Origin of the sequence: Aromatoleum evansii, assembly GCF_012910805.1 — a bacterium.
Classification (GTDB): Bacteria; Pseudomonadota; Gammaproteobacteria; order Burkholderiales; family Rhodocyclaceae; genus Aromatoleum; species Aromatoleum evansii.
In genome coordinates this window covers 1-14,706 of record NZ_WTVK01000086.1, presented here as the reverse complement: position 1 = coordinate 14,706, position 14,706 = coordinate 1, and the positions used below count along the sequence as shown (strand labels likewise).

At 68.6% G+C, this 14,706-nt stretch carries 13 protein-coding genes; 10 read left to right on the top strand and 3 right to left on the bottom strand.

The window, feature by feature from the left end:
* Positions 1 to 68: 68 nt before the first annotated feature.
* From npdG to GO615_RS25495, 4 genes are all read left to right on the top strand, one after another.
* A complete protein-coding gene (gene npdG / locus GO615_RS25510; RefSeq protein ID WP_169132672.1) occupies positions 69 to 746 on the top strand; it encodes an NADPH-dependent F420 reductase in 678 nt (225 codons plus the stop codon).
* Positions 747 to 810: 64 nt separating this feature from the next.
* Positions 811 to 1,494, top strand: a complete 684-nt coding sequence (gene cofC, locus GO615_RS25505) for a 2-phospho-L-lactate guanylyltransferase (RefSeq protein ID WP_169132671.1) — start codon at positions 811 to 813, stop codon at positions 1,492 to 1,494.
* Positions 1,458 to 3,848: a 5-amino-6-(D-ribitylamino)uracil--L-tyrosine 4-hydroxyphenyl transferase CofH gene (gene cofH, locus GO615_RS25500; protein WP_169132670.1), complete on the top strand. Its 2,391-nt coding sequence runs from the start codon at positions 1,458 to 1,460 to the stop codon at positions 3,846 to 3,848. Before cofC ends, cofH begins: the two co-directional genes overlap by 37 nt.
* Before the next feature lie 38 nt (positions 3,849 to 3,886).
* Complete coding sequence (locus GO615_RS25495) at positions 3,887 to 4,528, top strand: SRPBCC family protein (protein WP_169132669.1); 642 nt, start codon at positions 3,887 to 3,889, stop codon at positions 4,526 to 4,528.
* 90 nt (positions 4,529 to 4,618) lie between these two features.
* Here the strand turns inward: GO615_RS25495 and hflX are convergent, their stop codons facing one another.
* Entirely contained in the window at positions 4,619 to 5,926 is a 1,308-nt protein-coding gene (hflX, locus tag GO615_RS25490; protein WP_169132668.1) for a GTPase HflX, read from the bottom strand.
* Positions 5,927 to 6,149: 223 nt separating this feature from the next.
* On the opposite strand from hflX, the gene GO615_RS25485 reads away from it, so the two are divergent.
* Positions 6,150 to 8,084, top strand: a complete 1,935-nt coding sequence (locus GO615_RS25485) for an ABC-F family ATP-binding cassette domain-containing protein (protein WP_169132667.1) — start codon at positions 6,150 to 6,152, stop codon at positions 8,082 to 8,084.
* Positions 8,085 to 8,114: 30 nt separating this feature from the next.
* Here the strand turns inward: GO615_RS25485 and GO615_RS25480 are convergent, their stop codons facing one another.
* Both GO615_RS25480 and GO615_RS25475 read right to left on the bottom strand, forming a co-directional pair.
* Positions 8,115 to 8,603 carry a hypothetical protein gene (locus GO615_RS25480; RefSeq protein WP_246262455.1) on the bottom strand — a complete coding sequence of 163 codons (489 nt, stop codon included), beginning with the start codon at positions 8,601 to 8,603 and terminating at the stop codon, positions 8,115 to 8,117.
* 87 nt (positions 8,604 to 8,690) lie between these two features.
* A complete protein-coding gene (locus tag GO615_RS25475) occupies positions 8,691 to 9,887 on the bottom strand; it encodes an XdhC family protein (protein WP_169132665.1) in 1,197 nt (398 codons plus the stop codon).
* Between the two features lie 229 nt (positions 9,888 to 10,116).
* Here GO615_RS25475 and GO615_RS25470 point away from each other — a divergent pair, with 229 nt between their 5' ends.
* The 5 genes from GO615_RS25470 (at position 10,117) to GO615_RS25450 (ending at position 14,563) form a co-directional block, all read left to right on the top strand.
* Complete coding sequence (locus GO615_RS25470; RefSeq protein WP_169132664.1) at positions 10,117 to 11,121, top strand: AraC family transcriptional regulator; 1,005 nt, start codon at positions 10,117 to 10,119, stop codon at positions 11,119 to 11,121.
* Positions 11,122 to 11,242: 121 nt separating this feature from the next.
* Positions 11,243 to 12,067, top strand: coding sequence for an SDR family NAD(P)-dependent oxidoreductase (locus tag GO615_RS25465; protein WP_169132663.1), 825 nt, complete (start codon positions 11,243 to 11,245; stop codon positions 12,065 to 12,067).
* 10 nt (positions 12,068 to 12,077) lie between these two features.
* Positions 12,078 to 12,845: an SDR family NAD(P)-dependent oxidoreductase gene (locus tag GO615_RS25460; protein ID WP_169132662.1), complete on the top strand. Its 768-nt coding sequence runs from the start codon at positions 12,078 to 12,080 to the stop codon at positions 12,843 to 12,845.
* A gap of 11 nt (positions 12,846 to 12,856) precedes the next feature.
* On the top strand, positions 12,857 to 13,486 hold the full coding sequence (locus GO615_RS25455) for a nuclear transport factor 2 family protein (RefSeq protein ID WP_211167360.1): 630 nt from the start codon (positions 12,857 to 12,859) through the stop codon (positions 13,484 to 13,486).
* Between the two features lie 12 nt (positions 13,487 to 13,498).
* Positions 13,499 to 14,563: an alkene reductase gene (locus GO615_RS25450; RefSeq protein ID WP_169132660.1), complete on the top strand. Its 1,065-nt coding sequence runs from the start codon at positions 13,499 to 13,501 to the stop codon at positions 14,561 to 14,563.
* The last annotated feature ends 143 nt before the right edge of the window (positions 14,564 to 14,706 follow it).

Sequence of the window (14,706 nt, the reverse complement as noted above, 5' to 3'; positions counted from 1 at the left end):
CAAAAGAACGATGCAGGCCCTTCCCCCCGGCTGATAGCTTTGGCCCCACATCGAACAGGGGCTCAGACATGACGAACGGGACAGGACCCATCATCGGGGTGATCGGCGGGACGGGACATCTGGGCGCGGCGCTGGCGCGGCGCTGGGCGAAGCACGGCCACACGGTCGTGATCGGTTCGCGCGACGCCGACAAGGCCCGCGCGGCGGCACAGGCGCTGGGTGCGGAACTGGAGCGCGAGATCGCTTCCGGCACCAATGCCGCCGCCGCGAGCCAGGCGGACATCGTCGTCGTGACCGTGCCCTTCGCGTCGCAGGCGGCCGTCCTCGAAGAGATCCGCCCGGCGGTGGCCGGCAAGATCGTCGTCGACACGACGGTGCCGCTCGTCCCGCCGAAGGTCATGCGCGTCCAGCTGCCGCCCGAAGGCTGCGCCGCGCTGCGCGCGCAGGCCTTGCTCGGCGAGGGCGTGCGCGTGGTATCGGCCTTCCACAACGTCGCCGCGCACAAGCTCGCGACCGATGTCGACGTCGAGTGCGACGTGCTGGTCTTCGGCGACGACAAGGACGCCCGCGAGACGATCCGGCAACTCGCCGACGACGCCGGCCTGCGCGGGCTTCATGCCGGCGCACTGGCGAATTCCGCCGCGGCGGAAGCGCTCACGTCGATCCTGATCTTCATGAACCGCAACTACGCCGTCGACGGCGCCGGCATCCGCATTACCGGCGAGCTCGCCGCGGTCGCCGGCTAGCCACGATCATGACGGCGCAGCGGTCCTTCCCCCTCAGCGGCTCCGCCCTCGCAGGGAGCCGGCCGTGAGCTGCTGGGCGCTGATCCCGATCAAGCTGCCCGCGCTGGGCAAGGGCCGGCTGTCGGGCGTCCTCGGTCCGGGCGAGCGTCAATGCCTCGTGCGCGCGATGCTCGACGAGGTGCTCGACGCGCTGCTCGGCTCGTCCGTGATCGAGCATATCGCCATCGTCACCCCCGCGACCGATCTCACGCGGCGCCCCGTGCGGATCCTCGCCGACAGCGGTCTGGGGCTCAACCACTCCGTCCAGCAGGCGGCCCTCTCGCTTGCCTGCGAGGGCGCCCGCGAACTGGTCGTGATGCACGGCGACCTGCCGCTGGCTGGCGCGGCCGACATCGACGAGCTCGTGCTGCGCGGCCGCCAGTCCGGCCTCGCGCTGGCCCCCGATCGCGCCCGCGTCGGCACCAACGCCATCTACCTCGGGGCAGGCAGCGACTTCCGCTTCCAGTTCGGCACGCAAAGCTTCCCGATCCACGTTGCCGAGGCGCTGCGCTGCGGACTCGTGCCGGCGATCGTCGAGCGACCCGGCCTGGCCTTCGACGTCGACCTGCCGGCCGACCTCGCGCGCCTCGCCGTCCCCCTTCGCCCGCGGCTCGTATCCCGTCGCGACGCGACAGACCGCCACCTTTCCACCCTCCACCGGAAACCCATGCCATGGCCGACAGTGCACAGCGAATCCTTGCCGACGTAGGCGCAGGGCGGAGGCTGGATGCCGATGGCGCCGCCATTCTCGCGGCAGCGCCGGAACCGGGATCAATCCTCGCGACCGCCGAGGCGCTGACCCTCGCCGGCCACGGCACGGCGGTCGGCTGGTCGCGCAAAGTCTTCATCCCGCTCACGCGCCTGTGCCGCAACCGCTGCGCCTACTGCACCTTCGCCGAGACGCCGCGCGGCGCCCACCACGCGTATCTCAGCCCCGACCAGGCGCTCGCCATCGCCCGCAGCGGCGCGCTGTCCGGCTGCCGCGAGGCCCTGCTGACCCTCGGCGAGAAACCCGAGCTGCGCCATCCCGCGGCACGCGAGGCGCTCGCCGCGCTGGGCTTCGCGAGCACGGTCGAGTACGTCGCGGCCATCGCGCGCCGCATCTTCGACGAAACCGGCCTGATGCCGCACCTCAACCCCGGCACCTTGTCGGCGGACGAAATCGCGCAGCTGCGCCCGGTCGCCGCCTCCATGGGCCTGATGCTGGAATCGACGGCCACGCGCCTGGGCGAGCGCGGCGGCGCGCACTGGAAATGCCCCGACAAGCACCCGGACGTGCGCCTCGCGACGCTGCGCGCCGCCGGCGAGCAGGCGGTCGCGACCACCAGCGGCATTCTCGTCGGCATCGGCGAAACCCGCCTCGAACGCATCGACGCGCTGCTCGCGTTGCGCGATCTCCACGACCGCCACGGCCACATCCAGGAAATCATCGTCCAGAACTTCCGCGCCAAGCCCCGCACGGCGATGGCGAACTCCCCCGAGCCGACGCTCGCCGAGCATCAATGGACGATCGCCATCGCGCGCCTGATCTTCGGCCCGGAAATGTCGATCCAGGCCCCGCCCAACCTGCGCGCGGGCGAGCTCGACGCGCTGATCCGTGCCGGCGTCAACGACTGGGGCGGCGTCTCGCCGGTCACGCCCGACCACGTGAATCCCGAGGCCGTCTGGCCGCAGATCGCGACGCTACGACGCGCGACCGAAGCCGCCGGCCGCGAGCTGGTCGAACGCCTCGCGCTGGGCCCCGGCTTCGCGCGCGAAGCGGCCCGCTGGACCGCGCCGGACATCGCACGCGCCATCCTGCGTCACACCGATGCGGCAGGCTTTGCACGGGACGACGACTGGCACGCGGGCAGCGGAGCGCCGCTTCCGCCCTTGTCCCGCAGCAGCGCCGACGCACGCACCCCCGCCAACCCCGTCCTCGATCTCATCGACCGGGCGAGCGCCGGGCATGCGCTGTCGGAAGACGCGGTCATCACGCTCTTCGAAGCCCGCGGCAGCGACTACGCGGCCGTCATCGACGCCGCCGACCGCCTGCGCGCCGCGACACTCGGCGAGGGCGTGTCCTTCGTCACCAACTGCAACATCAACTACACCAACATCTGCCAGCACCGCTGCGGCTTCTGCGCCTTCGCCAAGGGACGCAGCGCCGAATCGCTGCGCGGCCCCGCCTACGTGCTGAGCGCCGACGAGGTCGGGCGGCGCGCGCTCGAAGCCCGGGGACGCGGCGCCACCGAAGTGTGCCTGCAAGGGGGCATCCACCCGGCCTACACCGGCCAGTCCTACCTCGACATCGTCGCAGCCGTCCGCGCAGCCGTGCCGGACATGCACATCCACGCCTTCTCGCCGCTGGAAATCCGCCACGGCGCCGCGACGCTCGGCCTATCGCCCGCGGCTTTCCTGCGGCGCCTGCGCGACGCGGGCCTCGGCAGCCTTCCCGGCACAGCCGCCGAAGTGCTCGACGACGAGGTGAGGGCGCAACTCTGCCCCGACAAGCTCACTACGGACGAATGGCTGTCCATCGTGCGCGCCGCCCATGAAGTCGGCGTGCCCACGACCTCGACCATCATGTTCGGCCACGTCGACACCCCGCGCCACTGGGCGCGCCACCTGCTCAAGCTGCGCCAGCTCCAGCGCGACACCGGCGGGATCACGGAATTCGTGCCGCTGCCCTTCGTGCACATGGAGTCGCCGCTGTGGCACAAGGGCCGCAGCCGCTCCGGCCCCAGCGCACGCGAGGCCGTGCTGATGCATGCGGTGGCGCGCCTCGCGCTGCACCCGCTGATCCCGAACATCCAGACCTCGTGGGTCAAGATGGGGCCCGGCGGCGCGGCTCAGTGCCTGCAGGCCGGCGCCAACGACCTCGGGGGCACGCTGATGTACGAATCGATCACGCGCGCGGCCGGCGGCCTCAACGGCCAGGAAATGGACAGCGCAGGCATGAACCACATCGCCACCGGCATCGGCCGGCCGCTGTGGCGCCGCACGACCCTCTACCAGCGCGCCGATGCCCCGCGCGACATGCCTTCCGCGGCCTGCCCCGTGCAGCCCGCCTGCGTCGGCTGAACCCGAAATTTCACGACAACCGCGAACAAGGATCCGACATGGCCCTGCAAATCCAGGAAAACTTCGAGGTCGCCGCCCCGGTCGAGGCCGTGTGGCAGTTCCTGCTCGACCCGCAAAACGTCGTCGCCTGCATGCCCGGCGCATCGCTGACGCAGATCGTCGACGCCGACAGTTTCGTCGGCGCGGTGAAGCTCAAGATCGGCGCCGTCACCGCGCAATACCAGGGTACGATCACCTACGTCGATAAGGACGCCGCGACACACACGGTGAAGCTGCTCGCCGCGGGCAACGAACGCGGTGGCGGCACCGTCAGCGGCACCATCCTCACGCGCCTCGCCCCCTCGGCGGACGGTCGCGCAACGCAGGTGAGCTGCGAATCGAGCATCGACCTCACCGGCCGCATCCTCCAGGTCGGCCGCGGCATGATCGAGGGCGTGTCGGCGCAGATCATCAGGAAATACGTCAACAACGTGCGTGCGCTGCTGGAAGTGCAGCGCGACGAGACGCCGGCAGCCTCGGCCCAGCCCACGTCGGCCGACACCGCCACCACCCCGACCGCCTCCGCCGCACCGCGCGCGCTCCCGCAAAAGGAGGATTCGATCAATCTCGTCGGCGTGGTCTTCAAGGTCTTCTTCGAGCGCCTCGCCAGCTTGTTCCGGCGCGTGTTTGGTCGGGCGTGACGGCGGCAGCGCTGCCCTACAAGCCTGAGGCGTGGCTGACCGCGACCCCGCCCGCAGCGACGCCCACCAGGCTGCCCCGCTACCCTCGCCTCATCGCACCTGCTCGAACTGCTCGCGCAGGCTCTCCACAGTGTTGCGCTCGCCGCGCACGTGGAAGAACGCGCCCTCGTCGTCCGCGCGCTCCTCCAGCACCTCGCAATTCGCATAAATGTCCTTGCGCCATTGCTGCGCGGACCAGGGAAGGAACAGTTCGGCGGCGACCAGATCCTGCTGGAAGAACGCGACGATCTTCTGGCGCAGCTTCGCGACGTCGTCGGGGCGACGGGCGCTCATGACGACGCATTCGGGGTACTGCGCCCGCAACGCCGCTTCGCATTCGGCTTGCGCGTCGGCATCGCCGACGTGGTCGATCTTGTTGAAGACGCGCAGGCGCGGCAGGACGTCTGCGCCGATCTCTTCGAGCACGTGGTCCGTGACCTCCAGCTGGCGCAGGAATCCCGGATCGCTGGCATCGATGACGTGAAGCAGCAGGGATGCGTCCAGCGCTTCGTCGAGCGTCGACTTGAACGACGCGACGAGCCCGTGCGGCAGGTTCTTGATGAAGCCGACGGTGTCGCTGACGAGCACCCGCGGCACGCTCTCCGGGTAGAGAACCCGCACGGTGGTGTCGAGGGTCGCGAAAAGCTTGTTGGCGACGAGCACTTCGCTACCGGTGAGCGCCCGCATCAGGGTCGACTTGCCCGCGTTCGTGTAGCCGACCAGCGCAACGCCGGCGAGGCTCTGGCGCCCCTGCCGTCGGGCACGCTGCGTCTTGCGCTCGACCTCCATCGCGTCGATTTCCTCTTGCAGCTCGGCGATACGGTCACGCACTTTGCGTCGATCGAGCTCGGTGTGCGACTCGCCCGCGCCACGGCCACCGGTGCCGCTGCGCTGGCGCCCTTGCGGCCCGGCGAGTTTCGCCGCCTCGCGAAGGCGCGGCGCCATGTAACCGAGGCGCGCGATCTCGACCTGCGCGCGTGCGGCGCGGGAGCGCGCGTTGCGATGGAAGATTTCGAGGATGACCATGGTGCGGTCCATCACCTCGCAGCCCACCTCGACTTCGAGGTTGCGCGCCTGGGACGGCGATATCTCGTGATCGACCAGGATCGCGTCGATCTCCTGCGCGCTGCAGCCATCGACGTACTCGCGGATCTCCTGCCGCTTGCCGACGCCGAGGTAGCCGTTCGTGTCGAAGCCGGAACGCTTCTGAACGAAGGTTTGGACGACGGTCAGCCCCAATGTCTTTGCGAGTTCGCGCAGCTCGGTCAACGACGCCTCGAACTCGACGTCGCTCACGTTCGGCAGTTGTACGGCCGCCACGACGGCGTATCGGGGTTTTTCCTGGCCTTCCCTTTGCATTAGGAGATGCGTCCCTTGAGTGAGCAAGACCGGATAGTACACGTGAGCTCGGTGACCACGCCGAACTCCCTCAGCGCGCCGGGCAATTCCGTGCCAACGACGCCCCCAAAGAACGTATCCTTGCGACCTTCCCGATTCGGTCGAACTCCGCAGTGCGGTTCCGCGTGCGCGTTCCTATCCCTATCCGCCCGCCACTCGAATTCCACACCGGAGCCTCATTCCCATGATCACCCTCAAGGACGTCACCCTTCGCCGCGGCGCCAAGGTGCTGCTCGACAGCACCTCCGTCACGCTCAACCCCGGCGAGAAGGTCGGCCTGGTCGGGCGCAACGGTGCCGGCAAGTCCTCGCTGTTCGGCCTGCTCAACGGCACGCTGCATGAAGATGCCGGCGACTTCTTCATGCCCGCGGCCTGGCGCATGGCGCAGGTGGCGCAGGACATGCCGGAAACCAGCCAGTCGGCCACCGACTTCGTGATCGAGGGCGACACTGCGCTGCTCGCCGCGCAGCAGGAAGTCGCGGCCGCCGAGGCCAGCGAAGACGGAGAACGCATGGCCTACGCGTACATGGCGCTGCATGACGCCGGCGCCCACGATGCCCAGGCGCGTTCCCAGGCGCTGATCCTCGGGCTCGGCTTCAAGACCACCGAACTGTGCAATCCGGTCAACAGCTTCTCCGGCGGCTGGCGCATGCGCCTGCAACTGGCGCGCGCACTGATGTGCCCGTCCGACCTGCTGCTCCTCGACGAACCGACCAACCACCTCGACCTCGACGCCCTGGTCTGGCTCGAAGCCTGGCTCAAGCGCTACGCCGGCACCCTGGTCGTCATCAGCCACGACCGCGAATTCCTCGATGCCATCACCGACGTCACGGTGCACATCGAAAACCACAAGCTCACGCGCTACGGCGGCAACTACTCGACCTTCGAGGACACCCGCGCCCTGCAGCTGGAATTGCAGCAGAACGCCTACGCCAAGCAGCAGGAAAAGATAGCCCACCTGCAGAAATTCATCGCCCGCTTCAAGGCCAAGGCCAGCAAGGCCAAACAGGCGCAGAGCCGGGTCAAGGCGCTGGACCGCATGGACAAGCTCGCACCGGTGCTCGCGAGCGCCGACTTCACCTTCGAGTTCAAGGAACCGCTCAACCTGCCCAACCCCATGCTGGCGATGGAAGACGCCTGCTTCGGCTACCCGGCGCCGGAAGGTGCCCCGGCCGGCACGCCGCCGACGGTGATCGTGCGCGGCGTGAACAAGTCGGTCATGGCCGGCGAGCGCATCGGCATCCTCGGCGCCAACGGCCGCGGCAAATCCACGCTGGTGAAGACCATCGCCCGCGACCTCGCCCCCACCAGCGGGGTCGTCACCGAGGGCAAGGGGCTGCGCATCGGCTATTTCGCACAGCAGGAACTGGACGTGCTCCGCCCCGAGGACAATCCGCTCGAACACATGGTGCGCATGGCCCGCGAGGGCCTGCCGGCGGGCCAGAGCGGCCGCGAGCAGGACCTGCGCACCTTCCTCGGCACCTTCAACTTCAGCGGCGACATGGTGCAGCAGCCGGTCGGCACCATGAGCGGCGGCGAAAAGGCCCGCCTCGTGCTGTGCATGCTCGTGTGGCAGCGCCCCAACCTGCTGTTGCTGGACGAACCGACCAACCACCTCGACCTCGCCACCCGCGAAGCCCTGGCGATGGCGCTCAACGAATTCGAGGGGACCGTGATGCTGGTCTCACACGACCGGGCCCTGTTGCGCTCGGTGTGCGACGAGTTCTGGCTGGTGGCGCGCGGCGGCGTCGAACCCTTCGACGGCGACCTGGACGACTACCAGCAATACCTGCTCGACGAAGCCCGCCGTGCCCGCGAAGAGCTCAAAGCCTCGCTCAAGAGCCCTAAGCACGAGACTGCGCCGGCACCGGCTCCCGCCAACAGGATCAGCCCGGAGAAGCTCAAGAGCCTCAAGCGCGACCTCGGCAAGCTGGAGCAGACGATCCTCGAAGTCCAGGCGCGCAAGCACGCAACCGAAGCTCGCCTGGCCGGCTCCCCGTCGGTGCAGCAAATCGCCGAGCTGGGGAAGGAGCTGCAGCAGATCGAAGAAACCCTGAACGCCCACGAGGACGGCTGGCTGAAGCTCTCCGAGGAGATCGAGGCGGCGACCGGAGGCTGAGCTGCCACAGGGCGCTACCGGGAAGCCCGATCAGTCGGGCCTGCGGAAGTCATCCTCGATCCACGCGTGCGCGCTGGTCTTGGTCAGTTTGAACCCCGCATCCACGCGCACCTGGGCCAATTCTTCGCCCGCGGCGTCGCAGGCCCCCAACAGGGCATGGGGGTCGTATTCGTCGGCGACGATGTCGAGCGTCACGTTGACCGGGCCGGACTCCGTGTTCACCGTGAGCTTCTTGTGAAGCGTCGCATGCAGCTGTTGCTCGTGGCGGCGCAGGACTTCCGAGGCGGTCTTCACGAGCGTGTTGAAGGCAGCGGAATCAAGCGGCTTGGGATTCTTCTTGTCGCGCCCCATCGTCCAGGGCCCGACCAGGGCGGGCTCGGGCTCGCCATCCTTGATCATTTCGACTGCCCACCCGTCGTCGTCCATGTTCTTGATGACGCGGGCGGTCCAGCCGTCGTCGCACCACAGGCACGGCTCTTTCACGGGGGCGGCTGCATCGTCCGCTGCGGCTTCGTTCATTTCATTCGATGTCATGGGCGGATTTTACGTCACGACACGAATCGCGGTTCGCGCCGCAAGTTTCGCCCGCGATGCGGCGGGGGCTTTTCAAGGCGCCGCCAAGCCGCACACGATCTCGCCCCGCTCCACGCCCTCCACGACCACCGTTCCGCCCCCCTCGCCACGCGCATGCAGCGGCCCGCGCCGCACGCGCGCAAAACCGCCCGTACGCCCGGCGATGACAGCGCGGATTTCGGCCACGATCGCGAGCGCGATCTCCTCGGGCGTATCGGCGCCGATGTCCAGCCCCGCCGGGCCGTGCAGCCACGGAAGCGCCTCGCCTCGCACGTCCAGCCCCTCGTCCTCCAGCGCCACGAGTAGCCGCTCCGTGCGCCGCTTCGGGCCGAGCAGCGCGACGTAGCGCGGACGGCGCGGGATCAACGCGCGTAGCACGCGCAAGTCCTCGAAATAGTTGTGCGTCATCACGGCGGCGATTGCACCGCCCTCATCCGTCTGCCCGGCCAAGGCCGTTTCGGCGTCCGCGACGAGCACCCGGTCCGCCCCGGCAAAGCGGCCATGGATCGCATGCCCCGCGTTGCGCGACACGACGCTCACGTGCCAGCCGAGCGCCTTCGCGAACTCTGCGAGCGGGACGGCATCATGGCCGGCGCCGAAGATCGTCAGCGCGGGCGGGGGTGAAATGAACTCGACGAAGGCTTCGACCTGCCCTTCCGCGGTGCGCAGCCGAACCCGCGTGGATCGCCCATCGCGCAGCGCTTCGCGCGCCTTGCCCTCCAGCCGCGAACGCAGCGACGCATCGTCGATGCCCAGCGCGCAGACGGACCGGTCGTCGGAGACGGCAAGACGCGCACCGATCCGCGCGCCGCCTGCGCCCTCCACCGCATAAACGGTCACGAGCGCGCCGCGACGTCGCCGCGCCAGGCAATCCGCGATGAAATCGAGCGCGGCGGACGATCCCTCCGGCTCGACCGGCTCGACCAGCACGACGACGACGCCGTTGCAGCCCAGCGAATAGCCCTCCGCGACATCCTCGTCGGTGGAGTCATAGACGAGAACCGCCGGCTCGCCGCTGTGCAGCACCCGCGCGGCCTGGCGGAAGACATCCCGTTCGAGGCAGCCGCCGCTGATCGAGCCCTCGCTTTCGCCGTCCGCGCTCACCAGCATGCGCGCCCCGGGCCGCCGGTAGGTCGATCCCTCCACCGCAACGACGGTGGCCAGCGCCGCATGTTCGCCGAGTCCGCGCAGGCGCTCCCAGCACTGGATGATCCCCTGCATTTCGTTCATCGGCGACCTCCTCATCCGTATCACAAGCCTCGCCCGCACTCTCGCGCGCGGCCCGCAAACCCGCATCGTTCCTTTGCATTACGGCCGCGCCCGCCGTGCAAGCCCCTACCGGAGAGCGGGATTTAATGCGATCGGGTGATGCGCCCGATCGAGGCATCGACGACGATTCCGATGCGGCCAAAGACGCATCAAGCGACTCGGAGCGCGACGGATACGGACGGAGACGACAATGAACGACCTGAAACCGACTGGCAAACTCGACTTCTACCTCGCCCGCATGGCCAGCCGCGGCATCGGCGCCGCACGGGTACTCGCCGGCACCGGACTGCGCGCCGGGCAAGGCGCCGAGCACGACATGCTGCCGCATCCGCCGCAGTACCGCCGCGTCATCCTCAACATGCTGGAACTGACCCGCAACCCGTGGCTTGGCATCGCGCTGGGCGAGGAGTTCCGCGTCAGCGACCTCGGCATCCTCGGCTATGCGGCGCTCAGCGCCTCGACGCTCAAGGATTCGCGCGAGCTCTACGACCGCTATCGCGGCCTCAACGAGCACATCTTCTCGACCACCAACACCATCATGCACGGGCGCTGGTTCTCGGAGATCCACGACGTGTATCGCCTGGGCGACGTGATGCGCTTCGCGGTCGAGGAATTCGTCAGCCAGACCATTCAGCTCGCGTCCAGCCTGACCAATCGCCCCTTCCCCATCCTCGAACTGCACCTGACCTTCCCCCAACCCGCGGACGTCACGCCCTACCTCAAGCGCTTCAACTGCCCGGTGTATTTCAACCAGTCGCGCAACCTCGTCGTCTTCGACATCAACCGCCTGCAGGACCCGATCAGCCTCGCCAACCCGGAAGTGTTCAAGCTGTGCGCGAGCCAGTGCGAGATGCTCGCCGCCCGGCAGCGCCGCGACGCCCGGCTGTCGGAACTGATCCGCGACTACCTGGTGGGCCATCCAGGCGACTTCCCGACGCTCGAGGAGATGGCCGAGCATCTCAACATCGGCGCGCGCACGCTGCGCCGCCGTCTCGTCGACGAAGACCAGAGCTACCAGAAGATCCTCGACGACACGCGCAGGGAGCTGGCGCTGCAGTACCTGCAGCACACGACGCTAACGCCCAAGGAGATCGGCTACATGCTCGGCTACAGCAGCGTCAGCAACTTTCGCCGCGCCTTCAAGACCTGGACGAACCAGACCCTGTCCGACGCCCGCCTCGCGCACGCGGCCTGAGCGCCGCCCCTGAACGCCGCCCTGCGCCTCGTCCCGCGCTAGTCCCATCGGACGATGGCACGCCACCGCGGCATCCCTACGCTCACCCTACACCAACAGTTTTTTTTCCAGGAGACATGGCATGAGATTCGCAGGAAAAGTGGCGGTCGTCACCGGCGCCGGCCAGGGCATGGGCCGCGCCATCGCAATCCGCCTCGCGCAGGAAGGCGCGACCGTCGTCGCAGTGGATGTGAACGAAGCCAGCGCGAAGGAGACGCTCGACCTCACAGGAAACAAGGAAGGCATCGCGCGCGTCTGCAACATCGCCGACAGCGCTGCCGTGAAGGCCCTGTTCGAGGAAGTCGACGGCCGCTTCCGCCGCCTGGACGTGCTCGTGAACAACGCCGGCATCGGCAGCGCCAAGAACGACGGCTTCGACAAGCTCCTCGCGCGCATGAACGAACGCGGCGAACAGATGGCGCGCGGCGAGAAACCCACCACGTATCCCGATCTGATCTGCGACATGGCCGACGAAGGCTGGCGCGGCGTCATGCAGGTGAACCTCGACGGCACCTTCTTCTGCACCCGCGAGGCCGTGCGCGTGATGATCAAACACGGCATCAAGGGCTCCCTCGTCAACATCTCCAGCACCTCGGCCATCTCCGGCGAAGGCGCGCTGCACTACGCCGCCTCCAAGGCCGCGCTGACCGGCATGACGCGCAGCCTCGCACGCGAACTCGCGCCGCGCGGCATCCGCGTGAATAACGTGATGCCCGGCCCGGTGAACACCCCGATCATGGCCAACGTCTCGCAGGCCTGGATCGATTCCATGGTCGCCGGCATCCCGCTCGGCCGCATGGCCGAACCCTCCGACATCGCCGCGACGGTTGCCTTCCTCGCGTCCGACGACGCCGCGATGGTCACCGGTTCGGATCTCGTCGCCAACGGCGGCTCGTACTTCAAGTAAGGAGAAGAGCATGTCCGGAAAACTGCACGGCAAGGTCGCCTTCGTCACCGGCGGAGGCTCCGGCATCGGCGCCGCCACCGCACACCGCCTCGCCGCCGAAGGCGCCACGGTCGTCATCTGCGGCAGGCGCAAGGAACCGCTCGACGAAGTCGTCGCCGCCATCGTCGCCAAGGACGGCAAGGCCGAAGCGGTCGTCGTCGACGTCGGCAACGAGGCCCAGTTCGTCGCCGCGCTCCAAGACACCGCGAAGCGCCACGGCCACCTCGACATCCTCGTGAACAACGCGATGGCCTTCACCTGGGGCGCGATCGAATCGACCTCCACCACCGACTGGCACGCCAACTTCGCCACTTCGGTCGACGGCACCTTCTGGGGCACGCGCACCGCGATGAAGCTGATGAAGGGCCGCGGCGGTGCGATCGTGAACCTCTCGTCGATCTGCGGCACGCTCGGCACGCCGTGGATGGCCGGCTACTCGGCCGCGAAGGCCGCGATCATGAACTTCTCGCGCGCGGCCGCCGCCGAAGGCGCTCCCGACAACATCCGCGTGAACGTCGTGATCCCCGCCGTCGTCGAGACCCCGGCCACCGCTGGCATGCTCGCCGACGAGAACTCGCGCCGCACGACCGAGAAGCTCATCCCGATGGGCCGCGTCGGCCAGGCCGACGAACTCGCCGCCGCCATTGCCTTCCTCGCCGGGCCGGACGCCTCCTACATCACGGGCGCCGCGCTGCCGGTCGACGGGGGCCGCTCCGCCGTCCTCGTCACCGCGCTGTGATGAGGAACGCGATGAGCACGCCCACGCTCGAAGAACGCATCGACCGGCTCGAATCGATCGACGAAATCCGCCAGCTCGCCGCGAAGTATTCGCTGTCGCTCGACATGCGCGACATGGACGCGCACGTGAACCTCTTCGCACCCGACATCCGCGTCGGGCGCGAGCGGGTCGGCCGCGCGCACTTCAAAGCCTGGCAGGACGACACCCTGCGCGAGCAATTCACCGGCACCTCGCACCACCTCGGCCAGCACATCATCGAGTTCATCGACCGCGACCACGCCACCGGCGTCGTCTACTCGAAGAACGAGCACGAGTGCGGCGGCGAGTGGGTGATCATGCAGATGCTGTACTGGGACGACTACGAGCGCATCGACGGCCGCTGGCTGTTCCGCCGCCGCCTGCCCTGCTACTGGTACGCGACCGACCTCAACAAGCCACCCATCGGCGACATGAAGATGCGCTGGCCCGGTCGCCAGCCCTACGTCGGCACCTTCCACGACCTGTTTCCGTCATGGAAGGAGTTCTGGGCCGAGCGCCCCGACAAGGAATCGCTGCCCGAGGTCGCGCCGCCCGCGCCGCTCGAAAAATTCCTCGAGACGATGCGGCGCGGCACCCCCGCGCCGAAGATCCGCGTCCGCTGAAGGAGCCCGCACATGCCAGATCTGTTCTCCCCGCTCACGCTCGGCGACATCGAACTCGCCAATCGCATCGTCATGGCGCCGATGACGCGCAGCCGCGCCGGCGCGGGCGACGTGCCCACCGAGCTGATGGTCGAGTACTACCGCCAGCGCGCCACCGCCGGCCTAATCGTCGCCGAGGGCACGCAACCCAGCGCCAACGGCAAGGGCTACTGCCGCACGCCCGGCATCCATACGCCGGAGCAGGTCGCCGGCTGGCGCAAAGTCACCGACGCCGTGCATCGCGAAGGCGGGCGCATCGTGCTGCAGATCATGCATGTAGGGCGCATCGCCAGCCACCTCAACAAGGATCCCGGCACCGAAACGGTCGCCCCCTCGGCCGTCCGCGCCGCCGGCAAGATCTTCACCGACGTCGCCGGCATGGTCGAATACGACCTGCCGCGCGCGCTGCGCACCGACGAGATCCCCGGCGTCATCGCCGAATACCGTCGCGCGACCGAATACGCGCTCGAAGCCGGTTTCGACGGCGTCGAACTGCACTGCACCAGCGGCTACCTGCCGATGCAGTTCCTCGCCGCCAACACCAACCTGCGCGACGACGCCTACGGCGGCACCCCGGAAAAGCGCCTGCGCTTCGTCGTCGAAACCCTGGAAGCGATGGCGTCTGCCGCCGGCGCGGGCCGCGTCGGCCTGCGCATCTGCCCCGCCAACCCCTTCAACGACGTCGTCGATGACGATCCCGTGCGGACCTACACCGGCCTGCTGCAGGCAATCGACCCGATGGGCCTCGCCTACCTGCACGTGATGCGCTCGCCCGTGCGCGAGCTCGACGCCCTGGCGCTCGCCCGCGCCAACTTCCGCGGCCCGATCATCGCCAACGACAGCTTCAAGCTCGCCAGCGCCCAACGCATCCTCACGGAAGGCAAAGGCGAAGCGGTCTCGTTCGGGCGCTACTTCATCGGCAACCCCGACCTCGTCCGCCGCTTCCGCGACGGCGCGCCGCTGGCGGAGTTCGACCAGGGCACGCTGTACACCCCGGGGCCGCGGGGGTATACGGATTATCCGCCGCTCGCCGCCTGAGGCATCCCTCCCCCTTCAAGGGGGGCGAAGCCGGGGTTTCGCGAAGCACGGCTTCGCGCCGGCTGAGCGGGCCGGCTGTGCAAAGCCGGCACTGGACGGCTCGGAGGGGGATGGGTTTCGGCGCCCCCTGCTGAACCCATCCC